We start from the raw sequence: 25744 nt of genomic DNA on the forward strand, positions 1-25744 counted from the left end.
GCCGTGTAAATCGTAAATCTCATTTTTCTGCCTCCTCGAGGGTTTCGTTAAAGAATCTCAGCCGATAGTTCTTCCATCTGGCCCGCCGAATCTCCGCATCCATGCCAGGAGATATGGTATCCCCGAATACCCACACTTCCCGGCAAAGGCCCATCAGGATGTTGCCGAAATGGAGCCCTGCCTCCCGTTCCTTTGGATCCCGGTCATCCAGGAACTGGGGAAAGAGGAGATGCGGAGCCAAGGGCAAGTACCCTTCTTCGAAGGCAAAGCGGCAGTACCGCCTTGCTGCCAGGATATTTTTATCCGTTGCCCCGGAATACGGGGAACAGATATATACGAGAGGCCGGTAAGCCCGGAGTGCCTTCCGCTGGGCTTCGACAGCACTGAGGGCTCTCTGCGGAGTCGGATCCGGATAGTGTTCCTGGTTATGCATGTCCATAAATGCCACACTCCTTTTCGATCAGGGGATAGTTTCCTTCCTCAGTCATCAGCCGATAGATGAACAGCCGACCTTTCTGTGTCCAGTAGGTATGGACACGATTATGCAGGACGCCGTTTCCGTCCGGGATATTGAAGGTCTTTGTCGAGGTGTATCCCATGGGAGCATAAGCCTGGTAAAGCAGCCAAATATTGCCCTGTTTGTACTGGATCCCGTGTTCATGGAGCCACTGGTTCATGCGGTTTGCAGACCATCCATAGTCCTTGGCAATGGTCGATGTGTTCACCAGATCCCTGCACTGCAGGACCAGATCGTAGTACGTAGCCTTTGGCCGGAGCTCCGCAATCTGCTGCTGTTGAGCGGCATTTATCTGTGCCAGTTCCCTTGCCCTATTCCGTTCCTCTTTAAGCTTTGTAAGAGCTGCAATCGCAAGATCCGGATTATCCAGAATGGCTTCTGTAGCATAAATGCCTGTTTTTCGGATGGCTGGAAGGACTTCATGCGTCACCCAACGCTTAAATGCCCTGGCTTCCGGTTTCCGGCTTCTGAGAATCAGCGTGTAGAGACCTGCTTCATTGACCACACGTTTTTCGGGATTCCCCGGAATACCCTCGGTTAAAACAAGGGTATTCTTCTCATCGTCATCCAGTCTCGAGAGTGCATCGCTCGGATTGCCGATATCCAGGATGCGGCATATGTCCGCAGCTACGAACCAGGATTCCCCGTTTACAACAGCCGTACGCACGTTCATTCCGTTATAAATAAAATTTTTCATATCAGTCATCTTGCTGACCTCCCTGTATGTAGTTGGGAGTTGCCTCCCACTTTGTAGCCACGGCAATCCATCAAATCTGACGGTTTCCAAAAACTTCCTGCAGCTTTTTTCTTGCCCGCTTCAGCTTCTGGGTGATGTTGTTTTCATTGGCACCGATTCTTTTGGCATAATCCCGTACCTTTTCTCCGTCGATGTCCACAGCAATTACAGCTGCAGCCCATTGGGGTTTCTTTGTTAATGCTTTTTTTACATCACTACAAGTGGCGTCATATTCTTCTTTTTCTTCCAGCCATCTTGAGTAACGGGTGTCTTCTATATAACTCAAGCCATCGGTATCATCTGCATCCTGGTCATCCTTCCGATACGGTTTTGAAGGTACACCGCGGTGCCGGTCCATTGCATGCCAGTTATTGTATTCCGGGCGATTCAAGAGTATATCTATCGTTTCCTGTACTCGTTTTTCTCTATCACCTATTGGTTCATCCGATTCCACCGAAATATCCAGCCACCCTTCCATTTCACGCAGTTCTACTTCGATTTCCTGAAAAGTGTTTTCATATCTTATCTTCAGCTTCATGATTGCCTCCTCGCCGGAGACACGATCATCGGCAAGATATGAAAAACAGGCCTGTGTTTGAGATACACAAGCCTGCTTGAAGCCAGAAAGAGCGCACAGCAAAGGAAGGGTATCTCTCACAGATCCCTCCTACCCTAATGGGATGGGAGAGAACTGTATTTGATATCCTGCCTAGATCGCGCGCTCTACGGCATGATTTTCTTTTTTTTACCCTGAGTCAGCCCCGGGCTAAAATAATTTTAACTCAACTTGAACTCCTCCATTTAAGAACGAAATTCAGGATTTTTGGGGGAAAGGGTAAAAAAAGAGCGGTGGTTATATTGATTTTGTCAACATAACCACCGCTCTTTTAGAATTTAACAACCCTTATCAATTGCTGTTAATACGGTACATCTTCTGCTATCATTGATCTACATATGTTACGGAAACAGCGTATTTTTTTATTATTCCATTCCTTATTTACATATAATTTCTGCATATCATAGTTCTCATGTAAAAAATTAACCCATTCATGTACTGGCTTGTTTTTATAAAAATCATCTATTTTTTTACATCGTGGAATTACTTTTTGTCTTAAACACATAGAAGCTTTCAAGTATTCCCTTATCTTAATCGTAATCTTACCCCACTCTTGCTCGTCTTCACTAAATAACATGGGGACGATTTCTTGTCTTCCAAGAACAAACCTACTATCTGTATGAATGTTATTTCCTTCATTATCTATAAAATTAACTTTGCCGCACAACATCCCTAATTTATTAGCAGGTATTTCTTTTAATGAATGTTCTTCCATATATGATGCACAAGTATAAAAAAATTCAATATTATATTTCCATTCTATATTAAATAATTCTAATGTTGCAAAGATAACATTCTCATCATCACTTTTTAACATATCAGTATATCTGAGGATTAATTTATCATATTCCTGCATATAAGCATGAAAATCTGTTATAGAGACTTTTTTGACATCGCATATTCTTCTACTTCTCATTGCTTCAAATAAAGAAATGTTCTCTAGATTTTGTAATTCTTCATATTGCATCTTAGTTAAAGCATAACCTGAAATCTTATTTTTTATTGAAGACATATCACTTACAGATAGTGTACCTATCTCAATTCCAGTTCTTTCTTTTATATCTTTGCGTAATTCATCTCTATTATGATTAATTTTTTTTATGTAACGGCTATCCATCATTCTCTGGTCATCATTATCATTGCCTCTATGTTGACGTAATGATTTTTTTTTAGATCCATCGAAATATTGCCGATGTAATATAAAAAAAGCTACATTATCTCTGAATTTTTCAAAAGAAAAAGGATATCCTAATGGGATTTCTTCTGTAAAGTATCTAATTAGTAATCCGCCTGTCATTTGAATAATACTCTCTTTTTCCAACATATTCATCTTAAGCACCTCGCATTCTCTATTTTAACTTAAAGTCAAGTAAAATGTGAACAATCTGTTAGGATCTAAATCATGAACGATTACCAAACTATAGAACGATACCCTTTAACCTACCGTTCAAATGTTGTGCATTCTGCGCTTTAGGAAATGAGGTATGGAAAATGCACAAATAGCTTTTTACCGAAAAATAAAAAATGGACCCTCGAAGCAATGTGCTTCAAAAGTCCATATATCAAGCGATTTTCAATGTTTGGGGTGCGGAAAATTCTTTTATCAATACGGAAATGGCCATTTCCATCACGGTCAGGTCTTCCGGCTGGAGACAGGCATAGTCATTCCGGAGTTCCTGCAATTGCTCTTCCACCGCCGGTTCCTGTTTGGCTTCCGGAACGTAATACTTCCATTTGGCCTGAAGGGTGGCATCAGGATGGCCGGACAGCCAGAGCCGCCCCAGGGAATTTTCCACCATGTAGCGGACGATCCAGTCCGGGGTGAACAGCTGGGTAGCTGCAGGAATATTCTCTTTGGAGACTTTAATGTTCTTTTTCAGATTGGCAAAGACTTGGTCCTTCCATTCGGAATTGTAATACTGATACAGCCAACCGATGATTTGCACCTGATCCTGGAAGTCCTCTTCCGGGATATCGTGGACCAAGTGATACACCACCCCATTGGGGTCGATGTAGCTGAACTGGAGAAAGGCCTCGCTGATTTCATCATCGGCAGCAAAAAGCCCCGGAAGCCAGGCCGCCAGTTCCCGGCAGCGTTTAGCCAACAGAAAGGTAAACAGAGCGTCATTCTGGTTTTTATCCTTCCAGGCCAGGATTTGGGATTTTTCTTCCGTAGTGAATTCCAAATCGGAATCAAAAGGCCGGGAAACCAGGTCCGGATCCACTTTATCTTTTACTTCAGAGGAAAGAATCCGCATATGATCCGGGAAATAGTCATTGATTTCCATATACCGGATGGCCGCCAGACGGTTGAACCAGGTGGAAGCCATTTCCTCTATAAGGGCCTGGTACGCAGTCCCATAAGGAATGGTTTTATCCTGGAGCAGGCGTTTTTCGATTTGTTTCCGGGCAGCGATGGCTTTCCCTTCCACAGCCAAAGGAGCCGCAGCCCCCACTTCAAAATACAGGACTTCCGAAGTGGAAGAAGGCAGGGGCTTTTGGATGCAGGAGGGAGTGATTCCCAGCCGGCCTGCTTTTTGCTGCATTTCTTCCTTCAGAGTCACCCGGGCCCAGGTGGCAAAATTCCGAATGGCGGTTTTATTCATGACAATCTCCTTAATATCTCAGTGTGATTTCATCGGCATTTTTCAGAGCTTCTTCCAGTTTTTGCTTCAGCTCGGCCAGATAAGCATCAATATCCTGTTCGTCTCGGAGGATGACCACAGATTGAGGCATCAGATTCCGGGCCAGAAGGTTTTTGACCTTTTTTTCCATGATAACGGGTGCAGGAGGAATATCCGGCATACCAGGTGCTACCTCTCCCGGCTTCTCCTGTTTTTCTGCTTCTTCCTGTGCTTTCTTCTGGGCCAGTTTCAGATCTTCCTGGTTGAAGGTTTCCAGGAAGTGCTGACACCGTGCTGCAGAACGGTCTTTGTATCCCAGCAGTTTGGAAATGTTGTTTTCCCGTCCAGCAGATTCTTTCAATTCCTCGAATGTCCGGGCTGCCGCAGCTTCATAATTGCCGGCATATTCCTTCCCCTGGAGGGCGTCCAACACGGTATGGACATCCGCTTCAATAGTCCGGGCCACGTCTTCTCCCATGGGTTCCAGCACCTTCATATAGGCATCCCGGAAAGAATCATTGAGGGCCGGCAGATCTTTGATGCTCCGATAGGGGTTAGGATTGTCGACGATTTCCTGGATCTGCTGCGCCAGTGCGGTCACCAGGGGAGCATCCAGCAGATGGTCTTTGTTGTCCTTGTAAAGATGGAGGGGCGTAAGGCCGCTGTCCACAAAGATCTTCTGCTGATTTTCGTTATCCAGGAAGCTTTGGACGGGTTGCAGGTCTTCGGCCAAATCCAATAAATCGTCTTCTTTTTTGGCCAGAGTGGCAAAAAATGATTCCGGCTGGGAAATTCCCAAAAGACTGTTCCACTGGTTCTTTACCTGGTCCAGCACCTTTTTTCCGGGGAATTCCGGATGCTGCCAATAGATTTTCACGGCCTTGTTATCCAGGACATGGAGCAGGTTCCGCACCCGGTCTTTGATATTCCCCATGATCCGGTCCGGATCTTCGGAGGGTTCCGTGTAGTTGAAGAACTCTTTAATGATGTCTTTGGCGGCTTTTAATTCCCGGGGTTTAATGGTGGCTTTCAACCGGAACAGCAGCCGTTCCTCATTCCGTTTCCCAGTAAAATAGCTGATCAGATCCCCAGGGTCCGCAGTAAAACGGTTGATGGGTTCTTTGTCAATCCGGGCAGACAGTTCCCCTTTCAGGAACAGGACGGCCGCCAGCCATTTGGTATCGGTTTCCGTATACCCATAGGGAGCTTCCCGGAAAATATCCATAAGGTTCCGCAGGGAAACGGAGTCGAACCCCTGGGTTTTCTCTTCCACTTTGCTTTTGACCGCTTCCAGGGCGTTGGCATTGGGGATTTCTTCGGTTTCCCCGCCAAAGAGCGTCCCCTGGTTCTGTTTCTGGAACAGTTTTTTAATGTCTTCTTCTTCCCGGGGTGCCGTAATATCCTTCAGATGGTAATAGACTGTATCCAGCAGGATGGTCATGGCTTCCTGGATCCGGGCCACCGGATCGTGGGTTTTGATGGTGGAAACAAGATTCCCGTTGACATACACTTCCGCATTGCCAATGGCTTCCTTCAGGGCCTTTACTGCAATTTCTTTGCGCTGTACCGCTTCGGACTGCTTTACGCCCCGAAGCAGGGTGGATTTGCCCTGTTGGGGATCCGCTACTTTCCGGAGGTAATCTTGGATCTGCAGGGCCTGCTGCATTTCCAGATAGTAATCGTTCTGGCTGCCGGGCAGCACCAGGATAGCTTCCCGATTCTGCCCGCTGAGCAGGCTCACGGCCATGGCGTCATTGGGATTGCACTGGTCATAATAGGGTGTCAGGATCCGCAGCCCCAGGGTGTTGTTCTGGTTGCTGCCGAAGGGCTGGGAATCCACGGCTTTATTAAAGCCATAGGTATACTGTCCCCGTCCCTTGCTGACTTTGAACCGGGTTTGGTCATAGATCCCGTTAAAGACCACATCGCCGATTGCTGCCACCACATCCGTCTGAGAAATATTCCGGTTGCGGATAGCCCGGTCCATATCCTGTTCGTCATCGGTCAGGAAGGAATAGGTATCCTGTTTTTGGGCAATATAGAGATTTTCCCGGAGCAGATGCAGGGCTTCTCGTACCCTGCGCCGCAGGTCCGCTTTGTCTTCGTGGATCTGGGTCACCATGAAATTGACCAGATTGTTTTCGTTAAGAGGCACCCCATCCACATACTTCAGGAGGAACAGGACTTTCAGCACATTCACCGCAAAGCAGTCCGTATCTCCGTTGGGATTGATTTTGGGATTCTGCATGGCCCGTTCGATGACGATTTTATGGGTATGATCGATGACCTGATCCACATTGTCATAGAAACGGTAAAATGGCACCAGGGCGCCTTCTTCTTGTTTCATGATGCTGACGGCTGCCTGCTGGAAAGCCCCCAGAACAGACCGTTCCCCGGTGGAAAGGCTGCGCCCGGAGGAGCTGTTTTTGCGGATGGAGGTGAATACGTCGGCCAGCAGGTAGAACTGATAGGGCAGGAAGGGATATACGTCAGCAAATTCGTCCGCGTTCTGGTACTTTTTCATTTCATGAGGCGTATCTCTGAAATCAACCACATTCTGGATGGTGGTTTCCTCAGTCCCGTACAGTGCCGCCAGGGCATCATGTCCCGTTTGGTTCTTTTTCAGGATCCGCTCCCGGATGACTTCATCGGCGTTTACGGAAGAAAGAGTCAGCCGGGTGTTGAACCGTCCCTGAATCTTGGAAAAGTCGTTTTTCCGTTCCTGGGCATTGTCGATATTGGCCGTCATGTCATCGATGGCTTCCTGGGCGGTGACGATGACCCAGGCTTTGCCCTGGCACTTGGTCCCCAGTTCTTCCGTCAGGGTCTGGAGATTCAGCATCAAATGAGAATCCGTACTGATGAACTGTCCGATTTCATCCACCAGGAAGACTACACGTTTACCGGTGCGCTCACTATACCGGCGGACCTGTTCGGCAAAATCAGAGATGGACAGTTTGGCATTCTGGGTGCTGGCTTCCTTGGACCAGTTTTTGGCCGCATCCGCATCCATGTAGCCCATGGCCACCAGGGCCTTTTCCACCCAGCTCCGATGGACCCTGAATTTGTGCCGGTCATCCAGCCAGCTGACCCCGTTCACCTGCTGATAGGTATCCTGGAAAAGCTGGAATTTTCCTTCTTCATCCAGGGTCCGTTCCAGTTCCGCTAAAAGAGGAATGGAGCCTTCATAGCCCAGTCTTTCGTTGAATACTCGGTTGAATACGGTAACAATGGCATTGCTGTCGCTTTTGGCCGTGGAAGTACTCTTGGAATCCACATTGAACAGAACGGTCAGGGTGGGAGCGGCTGCTGCCCGTTCCATATTTCTGACCAGATCCGGATCGGAAGCAATGGCATCTTTGGTGATGAGATACTCCATGGCCTTCTTCCCGGCCACTTCCGGTTCGTCCAAGATATAGGACAAGATCTTCAGAAAATGGGATTTACCACTTCCAAAGAAGCCGGAAATCCAGACACCCATTTCATCCATGGGCTGGTCGATGCTTCTCACATAATTGGCGAAAAACCGCTGGAAGTGCTTCTTCAATTCTGCAGTGACTACGTATTCTTCCAGTTCCTGCTTCTTGTCTTCTTCCTTGTTCTGCCCTACTTTGATGACCCCGTTGATGCGCCGGTCAATGGGCTTTAAAAACATGTCTTGGATCTGCATAGTACCCATCCTTACCTTTCTACAATCGGGAAAGCCCGATAATAATTGGAATTGGCATCTCCCTTGAGTTCGCCAAAAATATTCAGTGCACTGCCGGTATATTGACCCGGGAAGAATAAGATCACAGGGCAGTGGTCCATCACCTGGTGGAGATTGTTCAAAATCTTGTGGGATCGAAGCACAGGATAACATTTCCCCACCCCTGTGAGAAAGACGATGGTGTCCGGCTCCTGGGGGGTGTGGCCCACAATATACTGGATGATCTGATTGTCTTCTTCCTCGAACCGAAGGATGTCCCCGATGGTGGTAAAGACGTATTCGGTGCCCTCTTCCTCTTCAAACTGTTTCAGATCTTCCAGGACCCCTTCTTCCTGGAGCAGCTGCAGCATAAGCTCATAAAGATCGAACACAAACAGTTTGTATCCAAATTTGTATTCCGTATCAGTTTTCTTCAGTTCCTGTACCCGCTGACGGACATACAGTTCATCTTTCGGATCATAATCAAAGACATAGTAACTGACTTCTCCGCTAAGCCCTTTGCTGCTGCGGAAATTCACATCCCGCAGCCGGCTTTCGAGAAGATCCATCCGTTCTGAAATGGGTTTCATATCCGTGCTCCTGTGTAAATTTTCTCAATATCTCCCAGGCCTTCCTGTTGAAAGAAGTTGTGAAGGGCCTGACTGATTAATGGTTTCTGGATCTTGTAGGGAGATTTGGTTCCCGTTAGGATGCCCGCTTCTTTCATAATCACCCGGTAATTGGAACGAATATGCTTCAGGGTAGCATCCGTCCATTTCCGGGTTTTGGGATCCTCTTCCTGGATATCCCGGAAGACCCGGAAGAAATCTCTGTCGTCCAGCTGGAAGTTCCCCGTCATTACCTTTTCCCGGAAACAATCGTCCATAAAGCGGAAGAAGGTATGGTCTGTAAGAAGGACCAGCGTCAAAGCCAGGAGTTTCTGGGTCTCCAAGGGAGACTGGAGAAAAAACGCATAAAAAGAAGCATCCACCGCTTTCAGCCGCCGTTCCACCACTCTCCGGATCTCCAGAGCCCGGCTGACAGAAGTGGCACCGAAAAAGTTTTCCTCTTCACTTTTCTGCTTCAGTTGGGCCAAAGTACCGCCATCCTGCAAAAAGGCAATGGCCTGCCGGAGTTCCGGAAACCAGAAAATTTCTTTTACCCGCGCTGGATAAGGCTGCGTTTTTACTAAAAGAGCGGACATAGTGGGGCTCCTTTCCTTCCAATTTATAATAAAAAGGGCTATCCTAACTTTTCCGTTAAAATAGCCCTCCCCTTCCGATGGATTAAACATTTCTATTATATCATGCAAGAGAATGTTTTAGGAAAAAAATACAGTTCCTGCGGGTACATAATTTTCTCCCTCTTACACTATTATTTATACCAAAGATGCTGTCCATTTTAGTGGACAGTAAAAAAGTACCGTGACGGGAGCTTCGCCACCACGGTGTTTGTTCTTTTCTAAGCGAACATATTAGTGATTATGAATGTAAATTTAGTTCCATGAACGCCTGAGCGCCGTTTTTCCCAAGATCCGTACCGTATTAGGTGTTTTCTGAGTACACAATATGTATTAATACTATATTTTGTAAACCACTATATCTTGTGGTTAGTAGTAACGCAGTAGTTGTTTTCGTACACATGTTCGCTTATACGCCCGGTTTATGCGGGTCTCTAAAAACAGATATTCGTAGTGCCATGGCATTCTTTACAAACAACAAGTGTTTTCCGCTTTCTTGCAATCATCGCCATTTCCCATTGCTCCTTACCTTTGAGGTTTTTCATCTTGTTGATGTGATGAATTTCAAAAGCAATGCCATCACCTTCCGCACCGCATAATTCACATTTACAAGCCTTCAACCTGGCTTCAAGAGAATTTCTTGTGTTGAAATGGATATGGTTCTTCACCGTATCAATGCTTGGTTCGTCAAAGACAGTTCCTCGTTTGAAGTCCGAGAATTTCACAATCATCATGCGCTTTTTCTCTTTCTTCGTTTTATAAGGAATGCCCCACGACTTTCCGCACTTGAATATCCTCTTTATGCCTGATATTCTGGTTTTATGCTTCTTAGCAAGTGTTTTCAGACAGCTGTATTCCATCAGATAAACGAAATACGTCAGCTTTGAGAAATTACTGGCTATGCAGTAATAATTACAGATTCCACGAGTCTGCGAGTTATAGGTATCTACAATTTCAAGGTCAGTAAGACCCGCCATTGAGTTTCTTTGCCATGGGATGAGTTTGCCGTCCTTACCTTGAATGACAATCTCACGGTCGTACATGAACTTCTCAATCCGCTCCATGGGAATAAGCAATTCCACAGAGTTATTAAGCGTCCGCTGTAAAACCCCATTGGTTTTCCTTTTGGATTCCTGACATCTGCGCACGTTGATGTCATATCCGAGAAAATGAGCATTGCCGGAACTGTGCGTGATTTTTGTTTTCTCGTCAGACAATTCCAGTTTTAATCTTGTTGCCACAAACAACGTAAGCTCCTGCTTTATACGCTCCGCATCCTCACGGCTTCCGCTGACACCGATAATAAAATCATCAGCATAGCGTACATAGGCGATTTTCTTGTCGGAAGCGTCCTTGTATGGCAATCTGCGCTTTTCCACTTCAAGCTTATGAATCTGTTTTAACAGTTCTTTCTTTTCCGCTTCATCAACGCATTCGCCGTAACGCTTTTGCAATTTGACAATTCCTCTCACCTTTTTGCCGTATGCAGGTGTATAGGCATAATCAGCAGGCGCATTAAATTCTTTCTGCATGGCTTCTACTTTCTTGTCCAACTCATGCAGATATATATTTGCAAGAATCGGGGAAAGAATGCCGCCCTGCGGAGTTCCGCTGTATGTCTTGTGGTACTCCCAATTTTCCATGTAGCCCGCTTTCAGAAACTTTCCTATCAGATTTATGAACTTGCTGTCCTTAATCTTCTCAGAAAGCAGATTCAGCAGAACCGTGTGGTCAATGTTGTCAAAGCATCCCTTAATGTCTCCCTCGACAAACCATTTCGTACTGCGGAAAGAACGGCTGATTTCTTTCAGCGCTGAGTGACAGCTTCTATTCGGTCTGAATCCGTGCGAATGAGTACTGAAAACAGGCTCATAGATTACTTCAAGTATCTGCCGTATCGCATCCTGTATCAGTTTGTCTCTGAATGACGGAATACCTAATGGACGCATTTTTCCGTTGCGCTTAGGAATGTAGACACGTTTTACCGCTTTTGGCTCATAGGTTTGGTTTTTCAGTTCATCAATAATCTGATTCACATATTCCTTTCCAAAACCGTCAGCCGTATCATTGTCCACACCCTCAGTTCCTGCGCCCTTGTTTGCGTAAAGGTTCTTGTATGCGGTCATGTAAATATCCTCTCGCAAAAGATACCTATAGAGCCGCGTGTAGATACCGTCTGAATGCTCTTCAGAATTTCTGTACATTCGTTCTAAAATTTCAGATGTTGGTTTCATTGAGGTTTCTCCTCCCTTTCACCTTTCCTTTTAGAGTTGCATAAGCTGCGTTCCTTCGCCATGTAAGAGCTATTAACTCTCTCGGACTACTACGAACGCTCCGTACCCATGGGCGGTATTCAAGTCCTATAGACTATAGCCTTTCGGCATCCGCCTTTAGGGTATCCCCAGTTAGCGTCATTGCTTGGTATGCTCGAATTATCGGTTCCGCTTTAGACTCTTTAACACAGGTTCTCCTGCTCGTGCCGTGACATTCGCAATCATGCCGCCTTTGAAGGATGTAAAGACAGTCAGTCACGGAATGGGTAACAGGCTAATTTCCCAATTCCCCTCGGAAATGGACACTCAAGTCTCACGTTCAGTAGATACCTTAAACCTCATATCCGATTGTTGTGGCGGTTCAGTCGTACCCTTTAGCCTTTGAGTAACTTACCGCTTTCCTGTCGTGCTATGTTCCCGTATCAGCTTTCACTTTGCGGTAAGACAGGTCAACTCACCCATGATTGTGGGTGGTAGTACCAAACACTACTATCAATGACGCCCATCTGGGCGCACGCCTTCTTCCAGGACGGCCACCTTCCCGGCATTACTGCTGCCCCCAAACTGGGACTGCCAGGCTTCCCGGACCCGCTGGGGATCCTTGATGGTCCCCGGATGCTCCAGGACCCCACTGGGAGAAGCCCCATTGGCGAAGAACTTGGCCCCAAACTCCTCACAGGCAATGGCCATGCCAATGGTGTTCTTGGCCATGGCAATGGGAGAATAGCCCACCAGCCCATCAAACCCAAGGCCGGGAATGTGCATCACATTCTCCTTCCGGAGCCGGACGGTACCATATTCCTTGATTTTCGGATTTTCATCGGTGGCTTTGGTGTAGAGGTAGTAAATCTCCCCATCCCCGTCCCGGCACACTTCCATCCGGTCCGGCATCAGGGGATACAAGGCTACCACCTGCCCTCGGCCGTTCCGGATGATCTGGGCGAAGGCATTCCCCCACAGCAAAAGGTGGGTCATAAGGGTCTCCCGAAAGACAAAACTGGTCATCTCCGGGTTCGGGGCATCATGAAGAAGCCCTGCCAGGGTATGATTGAAGTCTCGTACCTTCCCATTCCCCTCCCGGTTGTACCGAAAAAGATGAAGAGGCAGGCCGGCAATGGATTCCGAAAGGACCCGGACGCAGGCATAAACCGCCGTCATCTGCATGGCGGACCGTTCATTGACTGCCTTCCCGGAAGAAGATCCGCCAAAGAAGAACCAGTGGCCGCCGCCCAGAAGGCTATTTTGGGGCTTGTCCCTGGATTTGAAGAGTTTGGAAAATAAGTTCATAGGAAGGTTCCTTTCTATACAAAAAGCAGGCCCCGGGAATCATAGACGCTTTCGTGGGCATTGTTCCCGCACCGGATGGCCCGGTCCAGGCCCATGATGGTGGCAATGGCCCCGTCTATTTTTTCCGTGGACTTTTCCTTATCTGCCTTGATATTGCCGGCAGGATCTCTCCGGATATAAATATTATCCATCATCCATCGAAGGACTGGATGCCCTCCATGAGCAATTCGCTGCTCCAGCGTGAGCTTCATAAGCTCCTTAGTAGGAGGGCTCATGTCCTTGAATCCCTGTCCGAATGGGACCACGGTAAAGCCCATCCCCTCAAGGTTCTGGACCATCTGTACCGCACCCCACCGGTCAAAGGCAATTTCCTGTATATTGAACTTTTCACCCAGCTTCTCGATGAACTTTTCAATATACCCGTAGTGGATGACATTGCCTTCGGTTGTCTGGATAAATCCCTGCTGGGCCCAGATGTCGTACATCACATGATCCCGCTTCAGCCGCAGGGGCAGTGTCTCCTCCGGCAGCCAGAAGTACGGCAGGATGCAGTACTTATCCTGGTCATCCAGAGGCGGGAATACAAGTACGAAGGCGGTAATGTCCGTGGTGCTGGAAAGGTCCAGACCGCCGTAGCAGATCCGGCCTTCCAGATCTTCTTCCCGCACCGGGAACGCACAGGCATCCCACTTATCCATAGGCATCCACCGAACAGACTGCTTCACCCATTGGTTCAGCCGCAGCTGACGGAACACATTCTCTTCGCTGGGTGTCTCTTTGGCCGATTCACAGGCTGCTTTCACTTTGTCGATTCCCACGGTAATCCCAAGAGAAGGGTTGGCCTTCTTCCAGACTTTCGGGTCGGTCCAGTCATCCTGCTCCGCGGCCCCGTAGATGACAGGGTAAAACGTGGGGTCATGCTTCCGCCCTTCCAGGATATCCATGGCCTTCTGATGGACTTCGTAGCAGATGCTGTGGGTATCCGTCCCGGCTGTAGTAATGAGGAAATACAGAGGCTGCATCCGGGCATCCCCGGAACCCTTGGTCATTACATCGAACAGTTCCCGGTTGGGCTGGGTGTGGAGCTCATCAAAGACCACTCCGTGGATGTTGAACCCATGCTTGGAATAGGCTTCTGCCGAAAGGACCTGGTAGAAGCTGTTGGTGGGCCGGAACACCATCCGTTTCTGGGAGGACAGAATCTTGACCCGCTTGCTGAGAGCCGGGCACATCCGGACCATGTCGGCTGCCACTTCAAACACAATGGAGGCCTGCTGCCGGTCGGCGGCACAGCCATAGACTTCCGCCCCTTCTTCCCCGTCACCGCAGCAAAGCAGGAGGGCCACCGCGGCAGCCAGCTCACTGTTATGGGTCGGTATAAAAGACCGCCCTGCAAGGTAGCAATGGCTCCGGCTGTCTACCTGGATGCACTGCATGGGGACTTTTTCCTTCATCGGCTCGATGCTCTCCAGATAATGGAAAAGGGAGCGTGTCTTTTTCACACGTTCCCTCTTCCGGCTGCTTTTTCTTTTCAGTTGTGATGTCGGTTGGTCAGAAAATGAAGTGAACCGGATGACATAGAGCGTTTCCCCGGTGGGTTTGCCATACCGCAGGGAAGGCCCTTCCGTCATGGCGTTCTTGATGCCAAGACTCCAGAGCAGTTCCCGCACATCAAGGGCAAGCTGCCTGATCGTGCTGGTATAGGTACTCTGTGCTTTTTTGTCCCCGATGCTCCCGTCAGAATCCACAAGGCCCTGGAGAAGTCGCCAGCGCTGTGCCTCGGATGCCCGAAGATATTCCGGACGGATCCTTTTATCCCGGAAGGTCGGTACGAGGATGTCCCGCAATTCATCAAAATACACCACATCGCTCCCGCCGCACTTCTGTGGATAGCGGTTATGCGTTTCATAAGGAATATGGGACAGGACTTCTTCCACGTCCTCTGTCCGGATGGTGATGCAGGGTTTGTTGGCACATCCATTCCCCAGCCAGTATCCGTAAAGGTACGGATCAAGGGGGAGCTGTGCGGGAAGCGTCTGCAGAGGGCTGGCAACGGGGATTCGGATTAAGGACCGACGCGCTTCGGGGGTTCCTGTAAAACGTTCTCTGTATGCCCTGACCTTTTTATAGATCTCTCCTGTGGTCCATTCCTTTTTCTTCCGTTTCCCGTGAATGTATTCCACATCCCACAAATGGCGCTCGCCGGCCACAATGGAGGAACCGTCCCGGAATGTCAGGCGATAGGCCTGTTCCGTGTCATCCACTACGCTTTTGGCCACGATATTGCAAGGGGTTCCCGTTTCATCAAAGACCCGGTCTCCCACCATAAGTTCTCCTATGGTTTTCCAGCCATCAGGAGTCGGGATCGGCGTATCAAGGGCCAGCTGCTTTCCCTGCTTCTTGGGGATCTCGATATAAGCCGTGTTAAACTGCCGATAGCCATTGGGCTTTACCGTCCCGAACAGATCTCGGATAATCTGTTCCTGCCAGTCAATCAGTTCGAAAGGATGGCCGGCCCAGGTCCCCTTGGTGTGACACAGGCTCTCGATAAAGGCTACAGCATAATCCGCCAGTTCCCTGTTGTAGGTGGACGTTTTGGCCTTAAATTTTGTGGGCTTGTATTTTTTGAGTTTCCGCATTGGGCTGCCTCCCTTCTTTTAAAATACGCAGTAGAAAAGGAGCCCGCAGGCTCCTTTCTCGTTTTTTCTTTAATTAATCTTAAAAATGTAAGCCGGGACTTTTTCGTATTCGTTGCTCATGAGTTTCCTGCCAGATCCGTAAATCTCGGTCATTCCTTTGAGAGTGCAGCCCATCTGGGTAAATTCCCAAGCCACCTGAATGGCGCTGGACCAGGTGGAGGAGAAGGTGAATTCCGTCACCCCAAATTCCCGGAAGGTTTCGAGGATCTTTTCTGGTTCCCGGTAGGTCCCGGAAAGGTCCAACCGGCTGTTGCCATGCTTTTTCATGTCGCTGTAAAGCCTCATCATATCCCCGAAGGCTTCCCCCTCAGCCCGGACTTCCTGGAGAAGATCCTGGTAGGCATCCTGGCAAGCATCCATGGTTTTTGCGTCCCCGGCTTTTTCGGCTGCCTCGAACTTTCTTTCCAGTTCCTCGTTCCGCCCGTAGAATCTTTCGATCATTTCCATCTTCGTCATTGTTTTTTCCTCCTTGTGATTGTGTATCTTTGCCTTTTGGCATGTACATTAATCACTCTAAAGGCAGATAATAGCAAGCAAAATCTGTGTTTTTATGCAAGTATACAAGAAAGGAACAGGGCCTTTTGGGCCCCGTTCCCTACCTGTAGCTACCCTCTTCAAGCAGCGTTTCTCCAGGCGGCGTTTCCAGTAAGGTGTTTCAGCAGGTGCAGCCGGCAGGTCTTGAATTCATCTCCAATGAGCCCAAGCCGGAGCATCCAGCACCGGAAGGCATATTTTTCGTTGTCCGTCTCCGTCTTTCTGGCCGAGGCTTTCTTTTGGGTCAGTGCCTGATGGGCTAACGCTAGGCAAAACTGGATGTATGCCTTGATTTCCCCAGCGTGGAGGGTACCGTTGAAAAGCCGGAACTCTACTGTCCCTTTGGTGAAAGTGGCGTGGAGATTAAGTCCGTGGTACCGGCTGCAATTGTAATGTTCATTCCGTCCAAAGGGGGCCTGGATGTACCAGATATCGGCAAACTCTGCCATAGTCTGAGGCTGCTTTTTGTTCAGTTTGGCAAGAAAAGTACCATCTGTCTTCTGGCAATATCTGCCTTCCCGGATCGGATCGATCTGGAGAGCATGGTAAATCATGTCTTCCTTACTGGCCATCAGGTTCACCAGGTTCCGCAGGGTTTTCGGAGTGAACTGCTCGGCTCCCACATGGATGTGGATCCCGCAGGAGCTATTTACCAGGGCTCCTGCTTTTCTCAGGGTCCGTACCAGTTCCTGCAGCTTCGGGATGTCATCGTAGGAAAGGATGGGGCTAACCACTTCTGTGCGATACTCATTGGTGGCTCCTTCGATCTGGCCGTCCACCTTTCTCTGCGCCCAAATGCTGGAATCGCTCATGGCTTTCCAGGTTCTACCCTTATCATCGCTGGCAGTGTAGGTGTCGTAGGCACCGCCTTTATGGGTACCTCGTCCTGTCCCGAAGAAGGCCCCCATCAGATTGGCGGCTTGTGCTCTCGTAATCCCCGTCATTTCCATTTCAATCCCGAAGTGCAGTGTTTTCATAATTCTCGTCATCCTTTCGCTAGGTTTGTGTGTTCTTTGGCATGTGTATTAATCACTCTAAACGCACATAATAGCAAGGGATTTTGAGAATAATTATTTGTTATTCTGTTTCTTTATTCAGTTTCCTGACTACATCCACTCCATAGATCACATTCAGGTGGGAACCGTTGTCCCAATCCACCAAAATAGATCCCATATCATCTACACCGGTCACAGTACCTTTTGTTCCCAAAGGCGGGGCCTGGGAGTCATCCATCCGCACCAGGATAATCCGAGTTCCGGAAGGATATTCTCTGCAGAGAAATTCCAGCATTTCTTTATTGGGAAACCGCATCTTTTCCTCCTCCATTCCGATAGGCTGCGGATCCGCTGAGTTTTTCCAGCAGGATCTTCCGGCAGTCTTTGTACTCCGATCCAATAAAGCCCAGCCGCAGGAGAAAACACCGGAAGGCATATTTCTCATTGGGGACTTCATGCTCTTTGGCGGTGATCCGTTTGGACTTCTTGGCCATTTGGCAAAGGGCCGTCACCAGTTTGGTATATACCTGGACCTTACTGCTGTCAGCTTCATGGAACCAGGGGAAGGAGATCTTACCATCTCCCCTTTGGATGGTCAGGTCATTTGTACCCAGAGCCTTTTTGAAGAGGCTGGCTTTGGAGGCCACCAGGTTCTGAAGCTTCGCGAAGTCTTCTTCTGTTAAATTATCCGGAAGGGAAATGGTGAGGGTGTCGACACTTTCCATCTTAGAAGTTTCTTCCGGTTTCACCCCTTCTTCCAATATGGAGACTCTGTTTTCCGGGCGGAATCCTTTGGCTGCCAGTTCCTGAACAACCTGTTGGAAAAGTGCCGCCTCCTCACATTCCACCGTACCGGTCTCCCCGACCATGATGCTGCCGATTTGATAGGCCTTGGTGGGAAGAAACAGGTATTTCGCACTTTCTCCTGTAATTTGGCTGATAGCATCCGCCAATTCCTTCCGTGCTGCACCTTGTTTGTTGTATTCTGCCTTCATCATATGTACCTCCTTAGGGTATTTTGGTACTGTTATTCATCACTCTAAAGGCGAATAATAGCAAGCAAAATGTAGCCTTTCGAGCCTTTATTTTTCTGTTCCCGCCACTTCCTGGTAGGTATACTTCTTCCCGTCCCGAAGGACGGTTACTGTCTCGTCCTCGTGAGAAGCCAGATATCGCTTTACTGCCACATCTACGAACTTGGGCTCCAGCTCCACCCCATAACAGATGCGTCCCAGTTGGTCGCAGGCTATGAGCGTCGAAGCAGACCCTAGGAACCCATCCAATACCACCCCATTGATCTGGCTGCTCAGCTTGATCAGATAGGCCAGCATAGGCACGGGTTTACTGGAAGGATGGCCAAAGCCGTCTTCCTTACTGCTTTTAATGCCATCGAACTCAAAGACCGCTTTCTGCTTCTGGTCCCCATACCAGTTGTGTTTCCCATCTTTCCGCCACCCAAAGATGATGGGCTCCATGTTGAACTTCCAATCGGTGCGCATAAAGGGCGCCTTTGGTTTCTTCCAGATAAGCCCTGCCCCCACCTTGAAACCGGCATCTTCAAAGGCATCGTAAAAGACCCGGGCCTTCATGGTGGCATAGAAAACATAGATGGAGGCGTCGGGAGCCATGACATCATGGAAGCAGGAGAAGGCTTTCTTCAGGAATTCATATCCTTCCTGGTCGTTCAGGTCATCGTTCTTGATTTTTCCGGAGGTGCTTTGGAGATTTACTAAATACGGAGGATCCGTCAGGACCAGGTTCGGTTTGGTATCTTCCAGTAATTTCTGGTAGGTCTCGGGCTTGGTGGAATCTCCACACAGGACCTTATGCTTTCCCAGCTGCCAAATGTCTCCGGCTTTAGAAAATACCGGCTTCTGGAGTTCTTCTTCCACATCAAAGTCATCTTCTTTGGCTTCGGTTTCTTCGTCAAAAATATGAGCGATTTCATCTTCATTGAAGCCGGTGAGACTGACATCGAAATCCACTCCCTGGAGGGATTCGATTTCCACCCGCAGCATCTCTTCGTCCCATCCCGCATCCAGGGCCATCCGATTATCAGCCAAGATGTAGGCTTTCTTCTGGGCCTCAGTAAGATAATCCACCAGGACGCAGGGGACTTCTTTGATCCCTTCTTCCCGGGCTGCCATCACCCGGCCATGGCCGGCGATAATGTTTTTATCCTTGTCGATGATCACCGGGTTGATGAACCCGAATTCCCGTAGGCTGGCCCGGAGCTTGTTGATCTGTTCCGGAGAATGGGTCCGGGCATTATTCACATAAGGAATGAGCTCATCAATGGGGATGAGTTTCATCTCCTTGGTTGTTTTTTCCATACTTTCTTTTCCCTCCTGTTACACCTTCCGAGACCGGAGCAGCCGCTCCATTACGTCATCCTGGGGCGTGTTTCCGGCGAACTCCACAGAGCAATTTTCCTTCACCACCTGGTAGATCTGGTACCAGATCTGGTTCACCTGCTTCATATAGTTCTGGCTCATGGTCACGTAGGGAGAAGCAATGGCCGCATTGGTGGTGGGATGCTTTGCCAGGAACCCGTATTCGGAGATGGCGTGTTCGCACTGGATCCACCGGGAAACCGCCATGGCGTACTGGCTTATCAGCTGGGGGCTCACTAGTTTCTCGCAGTGCCGTGCCTTGAGCCACAGCCAAGTTTCCCGGTAGATTTCTTCGGCTTCCAGCTTCCCACCGTTTCTCTGTTTTTCCTTCATGTAGGCTTTGGGTTCCGGCATGTCTTCTCCGTTAAGGTCCGCTCCTTCCGGTAGGTCCATTACCTTCAGCGGCCGTTTCCCCGGATTGTCCGGCAGTTTATCCAGCAGGGCCCTGGGTTTCCGACCCTGGCCGACTCTGAGTCCGCCCCGCATGGTTCCGTCTTTGGCTATTTTTCACACCCCCTTATTTCCATGGGTCAATACCTTGTTTGAATACGCGTTTTTTGCGCGCGTGACCCCTCGCCCGTTCTGGCTTTCCGGGCTTCCAGAGATTCATACACCCCCTGGGTATATCACTTTGTTTCAGAGTTATCATTCTGATAGTCCACTTTTTCTTGTGGCTTTTTGGTGCCATCGATCTCCTCTTTGGGCATGAATTCTTGCGTGACAGGCTTTGCATAAAGCGATCAGGTTGTTCCAGTCGTGGGTCCCGCCTTCCGCCAGGGGCTTCTTGTGGTGGACTTCTTCCGCCACCACGTACCGGCCATTCTTCAGACACAGCTCACAGAGAGGATGGCTGGCCACGTAGGCATCCCGGATTTTCTTCCAGGTCCTGCCGTACCGTTTCTTCGTACCAGAACTTCGCTCATACTTTTCGTACCGCTTGGCGATGATCTTCTGGTGCTTCTCACAGTACCGGCCGTCCGTCAGGTTCGGGCAGCCTGGGAAGGAACAGGGCCGTTTGGGTTTTCTCGGCACAGCTGCCACCTCCTTTCGGGCATGAAAAAAGCCTTGTAGGATTTTTACATCCCGCAAGGCTTGTCTTTATTCCCTTTTCTCGTGATTCTATCATACCACGAAGGGGCTGTTGAATTCTAGTGTTCTGTTACTGTATTTTCCTGCATTTTACTGCGCTCCTCCAAAATTTTTTCAACGGCTGCCACCCCATCACTGTGGACGGCGTAGATCCACCGGATCCCTTTGCCCATGCTCCGGGCAATGTCCTCCCAGGCATCGAAGTGGATGTACCGGTCCCGGAGGACCAGCCGCTGGGCTTCGTCTTCCACCCGGTCAATGACCTGGCCGATCTCATACTTCAGGTCCACCAGCCGGTCCACTTCCCGGTTGATCTCCTGCTCTCTCTCCCAGATCTTCTCGATGGTCCGGACGAAGGGGGCTTCCGTGGGCCGGTTGGGGTTGTGGCTTTCTTCCAGCCCGGCTGCGGAGATGCCAAGGCAAAGATGCCGGAGCTCGGCCACCTCCCGCAGGTTGCTCTCTATTTTCTTATCCAGGTAGAATCCCTGTTGCAAGTACTCTTTCGCGTTCATGCTTTTCCCTCCAAATCCGCTTTGACGGCTTCAATCAGAGCCGCCTGGGAACTGTCTTTCTTTTCCAGGGCCTTCAGGATCCGTTCGTCCATGGTGCCCTTTGTCACAATGTGCTGGACGATCACCGTCCGGCTGGTTTGTCCCTGCCGCCAGAGCCGGGCCACCGTCTGCTGGTAGAGTTCCAAACTCCAGGTGAGCCCAAACCAGATCAGGATGGACCCGCCCTGCTGCAGGTTGAGGCCGTGTCCGGCAGAAGCCGGATGGATCAGGGCCACCGGAATCTTCCCGGCGTTCCAGTCGGCAAAGTCCTGGGAGGACTTCAGTTCCCTGGCTTCCATCCGTTTCTGGATTCTTTCTCTGTCGTGCCGGAACCAATAGGCCACAAGCACCGGCCGGCCATTGGCGCTTTCCACCTGGTCTTCCAGGGCATCCAGCTTCCGATCGTGGAGATGGATGGTCTTTCCGTCATCGGTGTAGATGGCTCCGTTGGCCATCTGGGTCAACTTCAGCGTAAGGGAGGCCGCATTGGCTGCCGTCACCTCGCCTCCCGGCAGTTCCAGCACGAGAGACTTTTTGAAGTCATTATACCGCTTCCGCTCCGAGTCCGAAAGATTAACCTCGGTTTTCACACGCACCAGGTCCGGCATCTGCAAATAGTCTGTGGCCTTCATGGATACGGTGATGTCCGAAATTTTCCGGTAGATGGCGTCCTCTGCTCCCGGCAGGGGCTTGTAGGAAAACACCACCATCCCGTTCCGTTTGTCCGGCTGGAAGTAGGTATTCCGGTACTGGCTGATGTATCTCCCCAGCCGCTCTCCCATGTCCAGGAGCCGGAACTCCGCCCACAGGTCCATAAGGCCGTTGCCGCTAGGAGTCCCCGTGAGGCCCACGATCCGTTTCACCTTGGGCCGCAGGGCCTTCATGGCTTTGAACCGCTGGGCCTGCTGGTTCTTGAAAGAAGACAGTTCGTCCAGGACCACCATATCAAAATCCAGCCGGCAGTTCTTGCAAAGCCACACCAGGTTCTCCCGGTTCACGATGTATAGATCCGCAGGTTTCTGGAGGGCCTGCCGCCGTTCCGTCACGGACCCCACGACAGCGCTGCAGGTCAGGTCCTTCAGGTGGTCCCACTTCCGGAGTTCCTCCGGCCATGTATCTCTGGCTACTCTGAGGGGGGCCACGATCAAAACCCGGTGGACTTCAAAGGAGTCATACATCAAATCCCGAATAGCCGTCAAGGTCGTCACCGTCTTGCCGAACCTAAGCCCATATCCAGCAGGAGAGCCGTCACCGGGTGGGTCTTGATGTACTCGATGGCATAGGTCTGGTATGCACGGGGTATGAACTTCATTGGGCATCACCTCCTTCCGCGATGGTCTGCAGCAGCCCGGGGATATCTTCCAGGGCATCCAGGACGAACACCCGGAACCCCAGCTCTCGAAGCTTTTCGTGCCTTTTCACCTGCAGAACCCGTGGTTTCTTCCCCGGTGCCTTCACTTCCACAAAGGCCAGCTTCCCACCAGGGAGAAGAACCAGCCGGTCCGGCATGCCGGAAAAGGAAGGGGAAACGAACTTCAAAGCCAGGCCGCCTTTCTTCCTCGTTTCCGTCACCAGCTTCAGTTCTATTTGTTTCTCATTTAAAAAGGACATCTGCTGCCTCCTTTGCCTTTGCCATCACTTCCGCATCCACCGGGGTTCTGGGTTCATGCTTCAGGTCTCCGTAAAACACATTCAGATAGTCATTGCTGACTTCCGGATGGTCATGGAACATATTGTCTTCCGCCCGGGACCGCACTTCATCAATCTTTTGCAGGACCCGCATGAATTTGTCCGTATCCGTAGACAAAAGGACCTGAGACATGTGGATGGCAAGATTTCCACCCAATGTCCGGAACAGCCGCATTTCGGCTCCCACCAGTTTGTACAGTTCAATCGTCCGTTCTTTCTTGTTGATCATCGCTTTTCCTCCTTCAGAGTGACGGTGGTGACACTCCCCAACATACCCTCCTATACAAATATTTTTAAAAATATCCTTTAGGACTTTCAGGGTGAGAGTGTCACTACTGTCACTTTCCATCAATCCCATAGGGAGTGACGGTGGTGACACTCCTCAACATACCCTCTCTATAGAATCTTTTTAAAAATCTTCTTTAGGACTTTCAGGGTGAGAGTGTCACTACTGTCACTTTTCATCAATTCCATAAGGTGCAGGTGGTGAAGGTCTCCAACATACCTTTATATAGAACTTTTTAAAAAATTCTTCTTTAGGACTTTCAATAGTAGACCTGCACCCACCTGCACCCTTTAGTCCAGAAAATCCTGTCCTTCCTTTAACTTCAGGCCAAAAACAAAATGGCCCTTGTTTGTTTTCCTTCTGGTGAAGCCAGCCTTCTCCAGATTCCCATAAAAGTCCGAAGTGCTTCTGGTGTATTCACCCGTCTGCATACAGACGATCCGGTACTGCTGGTACAAATCCCCCGACTTCTCCGTGAAGGAGGGATCCACGTCACAATGGGCGTCCAGGAATTGTCCCAGCCAATCGTTGTCCTCCCGGTATTTCTCTACCGCGTTCCGCACGGCTTCCGGTTCCTCAATCTTGAACTTCTTCCGGATGGCAGCTTCCGCGCCTTCAATGACCCACTTCAAAATGGCCGGCCCGGCTTGTTCGAACAGGTAGTCCGAATAGTTCTTGATGTCGTTTTTCCGGGTAATCCTGGCGTTGAAGGGAATGATAATCAGCCTCCGCCAGGTTCCGTCATCGTTGGCGGCCACTTTCGGCAGGTGGTTGGTGTAAAGGACCAGTGTGTGGGAGGGGACGAAATGGAAGGGAGTCTTGAACTTCTTCTCCGCTTCGATGGGGTCCACAGAACAGATCTGCTTCACCATCCCCGTATTGAGCCGCTGGCCTTCTTCCAGTTCGGAAGCGATGATCAGCCGCTTCCCTTTCAGTTCTGCAATTTCCGGTTTTACGTTTCGCCGGCAGTTCATGGTCATGGTCTCGGCGGAAATCTTTCCGGAATACAACCCCAGCACCCTGGCGATGGTGTTCCAGAAGGTGGATTTCCCGTTGGCCCCGCCGCCATAGGCGATAATCATCTGTTCGGCATAGACTCGGCCCACTGCGGCCATCCCCACGATCTGCTGCACGTACCGGATCAGCTCCTGGTCCTTGCAGAAGAACAGGTCCAGGCTTTCCTGCCACATGTTTCCTCCCTGGGTTCCGGGAGAGCAGGCGGTGACTTTGGTGATCATGTCATCCGGGTCATGGGGCCGTTTTCCATGCATCCCTTTGGAAAGGTCGTAGGTGGCTTCCGGGGTGTTCAAAAGTTCCGGATCATAGTCCAGCTCGGAAACATCCAGGGCCAGCATGGGGGTGGCGGCATTCTGGACATTGAGAATGTTCTTGTAGTTCCGGTTTTTCATGACGAATTTCTTGTAAGCATCCGCGCTGAGAAGGGCCGTCAGCAAATGGACTTTTTCCCCGGGAATCTGGTTGGCCAGGGTCTTGCTTCTGGACTTCACGTCTTCCCGGGAGATCCCGATGGCGGTCAGGTCATCTTCTGCCTGGCGGATCTTTTCTTCTGCGTCTGCCAGCTGGTCATCCATAAAGTCCTCGATGACACCCAGAGGCTTATGTTCATCTTCATCCCAGTGATTACCCACGTAGGCGATGTACTTCGTAGCACTGGTGTACCGAAGGCGTCCCATACAGGTCCGGGCCAGGACTTTGGCTTCCCCGATGTCCGAGAAGTCATCCGGCTGGAGGGACGGGTGGCCAACAGCTTTGTTGTATTCATCCGGGGGCACATACCCCTCGCTTTGCTGGATTTTGTTCCGGAAGAACTTCAGGGCACTTTTCCAGATGGTGTCCAGCTCTTTTTCCGGAAGCCGCGGTTCGCAATTCTCAGCCCGCTGCAGGTAGGCTTCGTAGGCTTTGTCCGTATCCCCATACCGCTTCAGCACCCGGCCGGCAAAGTGGGACATGGTGTTGTTCCGGTTGCCTTCCGGGATAGAACTCCCGGTATAGAAGGGAGGTTCCGTCTGGTCGGGTTCCAAAGGTCCCAGGCCGGCCAGAAAATCCGTGATGGTTTGCTTCCCTTCCTGCCAGAAGATAGCTTCCGGCACCACTTCCGTGCCATACAGGAACCGGGCTGCATCCAGAGCCTGGGCGTCGAAGAAGGGAAACTCTTCCCGGATCCCCTGCTTCAGGGCCGTATAGGCTTTTTCGTCCTGCACTTCGGTGATGGGAAAATACGCATGGAACCGGGGCCGGGCTTTCCGGCCTTCCTTGGCTTTCCCGCTATTCCGGGACGGAACGATGGCCACAGTCACGTTTGGCAGCATGGCAAGGAGCTTTTCTCCCGTCACCCACTCCTTCGGATTTTCCGTATGATCATTGTCGCAGTCCATCACTGCCACATCGGAAGCCAGGAAGTTATCCCGGCTCCGGTAGTTGTCCTTATAGGCCGCACAAACGTGGTCGAAAGCAGCAGCCGTCCCCAGTTCCCTGCTGCTTGTGATGACTGCTTTATTAGGATATA

Annotated in this window: 21 protein-coding genes and 2 pseudogenes; all 23 read right to left on the reverse strand. The window is 50.0% G+C overall.

Annotation, left to right across the window (positions count from 1 at the left end):
* Positions 1–19: 19 nt before the first annotated feature.
* The gene (locus C7E10_RS11530; protein WP_105327463.1) at positions 20–439 is read right to left on the reverse strand and encodes a DUF7768 domain-containing protein; all 420 of its coding nucleotides are present in this window, start codon (positions 437–439) and stop codon (positions 20–22) included.
* Positions 426–1223, reverse strand: a complete 798-nt coding sequence (locus tag C7E10_RS11535; protein ID WP_105327464.1) for a phage antirepressor — start codon at positions 1221–1223, stop codon at positions 426–428. The genes C7E10_RS11530 and C7E10_RS11535 overlap by 14 nt, the downstream gene beginning before the upstream one ends.
* Positions 1224–1284: 61 nt before the next feature.
* A complete protein-coding gene (locus C7E10_RS11540; RefSeq protein ID WP_146109070.1) occupies positions 1285–1911 on the reverse strand; it encodes a sigma-70 family RNA polymerase sigma factor in 627 nt (208 codons plus the stop codon).
* A 259-nt stretch (positions 1912–2170) separates the two neighbouring features.
* Entirely contained in the window at positions 2171–3199 is a 1029-nt protein-coding gene (locus tag C7E10_RS11545) for a hypothetical protein (protein ID WP_146109071.1), read from the reverse strand.
* A gap of 232 nt (positions 3200–3431) precedes the next feature.
* Positions 3432–4475 carry a BREX-1 system adenine-specific DNA-methyltransferase PglX gene (locus C7E10_RS11550; protein ID WP_105327467.1) on the reverse strand — a complete coding sequence of 348 codons (1044 nt, stop codon included), beginning with the start codon at positions 4473–4475 and terminating at the stop codon, positions 3432–3434.
* 10 nt (positions 4476–4485) lie between these two features.
* The gene (brxC, locus tag C7E10_RS11555) at positions 4486–8163 is read right to left on the reverse strand and encodes a BREX system P-loop protein BrxC (RefSeq protein WP_160101902.1); all 3678 of its coding nucleotides are present in this window, start codon (positions 8161–8163) and stop codon (positions 4486–4488) included.
* Between the two features lie 11 nt (positions 8164–8174).
* Positions 8175–8771 carry a DUF1788 domain-containing protein gene (locus C7E10_RS11560; protein ID WP_105327469.1) on the reverse strand — a complete coding sequence of 199 codons (597 nt, stop codon included), beginning with the start codon at positions 8769–8771 and terminating at the stop codon, positions 8175–8177.
* Positions 8768–9385 carry a DUF1819 family protein gene (locus C7E10_RS11565; RefSeq protein WP_160101905.1) on the reverse strand — a complete coding sequence of 206 codons (618 nt, stop codon included), beginning with the start codon at positions 9383–9385 and terminating at the stop codon, positions 8768–8770. Before C7E10_RS11565 ends, C7E10_RS11560 begins: the two co-directional genes overlap by 4 nt.
* A gap of 470 nt (positions 9386–9855) precedes the next feature.
* The gene (gene ltrA / locus C7E10_RS11570; protein ID WP_105327471.1) at positions 9856–11655 is read right to left on the reverse strand and encodes a group II intron reverse transcriptase/maturase; all 1800 of its coding nucleotides are present in this window, start codon (positions 11653–11655) and stop codon (positions 9856–9858) included.
* Between the two features lie 549 nt (positions 11656–12204).
* A pseudogene (locus C7E10_RS11575) lies at positions 12205–12981 on the reverse strand (phage portal protein); the annotation flags it as partial.
* Positions 12982–12995: 14 nt separating this feature from the next.
* Positions 12996–15620 (reverse strand): terminase TerL endonuclease subunit, encoded by a 2625-nt coding sequence (locus C7E10_RS11580; protein ID WP_105327472.1) that lies wholly within the window; start codon positions 15618–15620, stop codon positions 12996–12998.
* 69 nt (positions 15621–15689) lie between these two features.
* Positions 15690–16136, reverse strand: coding sequence for a DUF7698 family protein (locus C7E10_RS11585; protein WP_105327473.1), 447 nt, complete (start codon positions 16134–16136; stop codon positions 15690–15692).
* Between the two features lie 158 nt (positions 16137–16294).
* Positions 16295–17191: an amidoligase family protein gene (locus C7E10_RS11590; RefSeq protein ID WP_105327474.1), complete on the reverse strand. Its 897-nt coding sequence runs from the start codon at positions 17189–17191 to the stop codon at positions 16295–16297.
* A gap of 100 nt (positions 17192–17291) precedes the next feature.
* Entirely contained in the window at positions 17292–17525 is a 234-nt protein-coding gene (locus tag C7E10_RS11595) for a DUF4314 domain-containing protein (protein ID WP_105327475.1), read from the reverse strand.
* Positions 17509–18207 (reverse strand): virulence, encoded by a 699-nt coding sequence (locus C7E10_RS11600; RefSeq protein WP_234997699.1) that lies wholly within the window; start codon positions 18205–18207, stop codon positions 17509–17511. Before C7E10_RS11600 ends, C7E10_RS11595 begins: the two co-directional genes overlap by 17 nt.
* An 84-nt stretch (positions 18208–18291) precedes the next feature.
* The gene (locus C7E10_RS11605; RefSeq protein WP_105327477.1) at positions 18292–19542 is read right to left on the reverse strand and encodes a site-specific DNA-methyltransferase; all 1251 of its coding nucleotides are present in this window, start codon (positions 19540–19542) and stop codon (positions 18292–18294) included.
* Between the two features lie 18 nt (positions 19543–19560).
* Entirely contained in the window at positions 19561–20088 is a 528-nt protein-coding gene (locus C7E10_RS11610; protein ID WP_345742838.1) for a P27 family phage terminase small subunit, read from the reverse strand.
* A gap of 159 nt (positions 20089–20247) precedes the next feature.
* Positions 20248–20634, reverse strand: coding sequence for an HNH endonuclease (locus C7E10_RS11615; protein WP_105327479.1), 387 nt, complete (start codon positions 20632–20634; stop codon positions 20248–20250).
* A gap of 116 nt (positions 20635–20750) precedes the next feature.
* The gene (locus C7E10_RS11620) at positions 20751–21203 is read right to left on the reverse strand and encodes a hypothetical protein (protein ID WP_105327480.1); all 453 of its coding nucleotides are present in this window, start codon (positions 21201–21203) and stop codon (positions 20751–20753) included.
* Positions 21200–22554 (reverse strand): annotated as a pseudogene (locus tag C7E10_RS11625) (SNF2-related protein). Before C7E10_RS11625 ends, C7E10_RS11620 begins: the two are co-directional and overlap by 4 nt.
* Entirely contained in the window at positions 22551–22853 is a 303-nt protein-coding gene (locus tag C7E10_RS11630) for a VRR-NUC domain-containing protein (protein ID WP_105327481.1), read from the reverse strand. The pseudogene C7E10_RS11625 and the gene C7E10_RS11630 overlap by 4 nt, the downstream one beginning before the upstream one ends.
* A complete protein-coding gene (locus C7E10_RS11635) occupies positions 22837–23160 on the reverse strand; it encodes a hypothetical protein (RefSeq protein WP_014128939.1) in 324 nt (107 codons plus the stop codon). The genes C7E10_RS11630 and C7E10_RS11635 overlap by 17 nt, the downstream gene beginning before the upstream one ends.
* Before the next feature lie 347 nt (positions 23161–23507).
* Positions 23508–25744: phage/plasmid primase, P4 family (locus C7E10_RS11640; RefSeq protein ID WP_200820231.1), on the reverse strand; the 2237-nt coding region annotated here is incomplete at its 5' end.

The organism is Acidaminococcus hominis (assembly GCF_900291475.1).
In the GTDB taxonomy this organism is placed as follows: Bacteria; Bacillota; Negativicutes; order Acidaminococcales; family Acidaminococcaceae; genus Acidaminococcus; species Acidaminococcus hominis.

What these genes read in the sequence shown, in the direction of transcription:
- ltrA (WP_105327471.1), bottom strand. Translation starts at nt 11,655, where the DNA reads ATGAAACCAACATCTGAAATTTTAGAACGAATGTACAGAAATTCTGAA.
- C7E10_RS11585 (WP_105327473.1), bottom strand. Translation starts at nt 16,136, where the DNA reads ATGACGAAGATGGAAATGATCGAAAGATTCTACGGGCGGAACGAGGAA.
- C7E10_RS11545 (WP_146109071.1), bottom strand. Translation starts at nt 3,199, where the DNA reads ATGAATATGTTGGAAAAAGAGAGTATTATTCAAATGACAGGCGGATTA.
- C7E10_RS11605 (WP_105327477.1), bottom strand. Translation starts at nt 19,542, where the DNA reads ATGGAAAAAACAACCAAGGAGATGAAACTCATCCCCATTGATGAGCTC.
- C7E10_RS11530 (WP_105327463.1), bottom strand. Translation starts at nt 439, where the DNA reads ATGGACATGCATAACCAGGAACACTATCCGGATCCGACTCCGCAGAGA.
- C7E10_RS11600 (WP_234997699.1), bottom strand. Translation starts at nt 18,207, where the DNA reads ATGATGAAGGCAGAATACAACAAACAAGGTGCAGCACGGAAGGAATTG.
- C7E10_RS11550 (WP_105327467.1), bottom strand. Translation starts at nt 4,475, where the DNA reads ATGAATAAAACCGCCATTCGGAATTTTGCCACCTGGGCCCGGGTGACT.
- C7E10_RS11535 (WP_105327464.1), bottom strand. Translation starts at nt 1,223, where the DNA reads ATGACTGATATGAAAAATTTTATTTATAACGGAATGAACGTGCGTACG.
- C7E10_RS11580 (WP_105327472.1), bottom strand. Translation starts at nt 15,620, where the DNA reads ATGCGGAAACTCAAAAAATACAAGCCCACAAAATTTAAGGCCAAAACG.
- C7E10_RS11595 (WP_105327475.1), bottom strand. Translation starts at nt 17,525, where the DNA reads ATGCGGTTTCCCAATAAAGAAATGCTGGAATTTCTCTGCAGAGAATAT.
- C7E10_RS11560 (WP_105327469.1), bottom strand. Translation starts at nt 8,771, where the DNA reads ATGAAACCCATTTCAGAACGGATGGATCTTCTCGAAAGCCGGCTGCGG.
- C7E10_RS11610 (WP_345742838.1), bottom strand. Translation starts at nt 20,088, where the DNA reads ATGCGGGGCGGACTCAGAGTCGGCCAGGGTCGGAAACCCAGGGCCCTG.
- brxC (WP_160101902.1), bottom strand. Translation starts at nt 8,163, where the DNA reads ATGCAGATCCAAGACATGTTTTTAAAGCCCATTGACCGGCGCATCAAC.
- C7E10_RS11590 (WP_105327474.1), bottom strand. Translation starts at nt 17,191, where the DNA reads ATGAAAACACTGCACTTCGGGATTGAAATGGAAATGACGGGGATTACG.
- C7E10_RS11635 (WP_014128939.1), bottom strand. Translation starts at nt 23,160, where the DNA reads ATGATCAACAAGAAAGAACGGACGATTGAACTGTACAAACTGGTGGGA.
- C7E10_RS11565 (WP_160101905.1), bottom strand. Translation starts at nt 9,385, where the DNA reads ATGTCCGCTCTTTTAGTAAAAACGCAGCCTTATCCAGCGCGGGTAAAA.
- C7E10_RS11630 (WP_105327481.1), bottom strand. Translation starts at nt 22,853, where the DNA reads ATGTCCTTTTTAAATGAGAAACAAATAGAACTGAAGCTGGTGACGGAA.
- C7E10_RS11620 (WP_105327480.1), bottom strand. Translation starts at nt 21,203, where the DNA reads ATGAACGCGAAAGAGTACTTGCAACAGGGATTCTACCTGGATAAGAAA.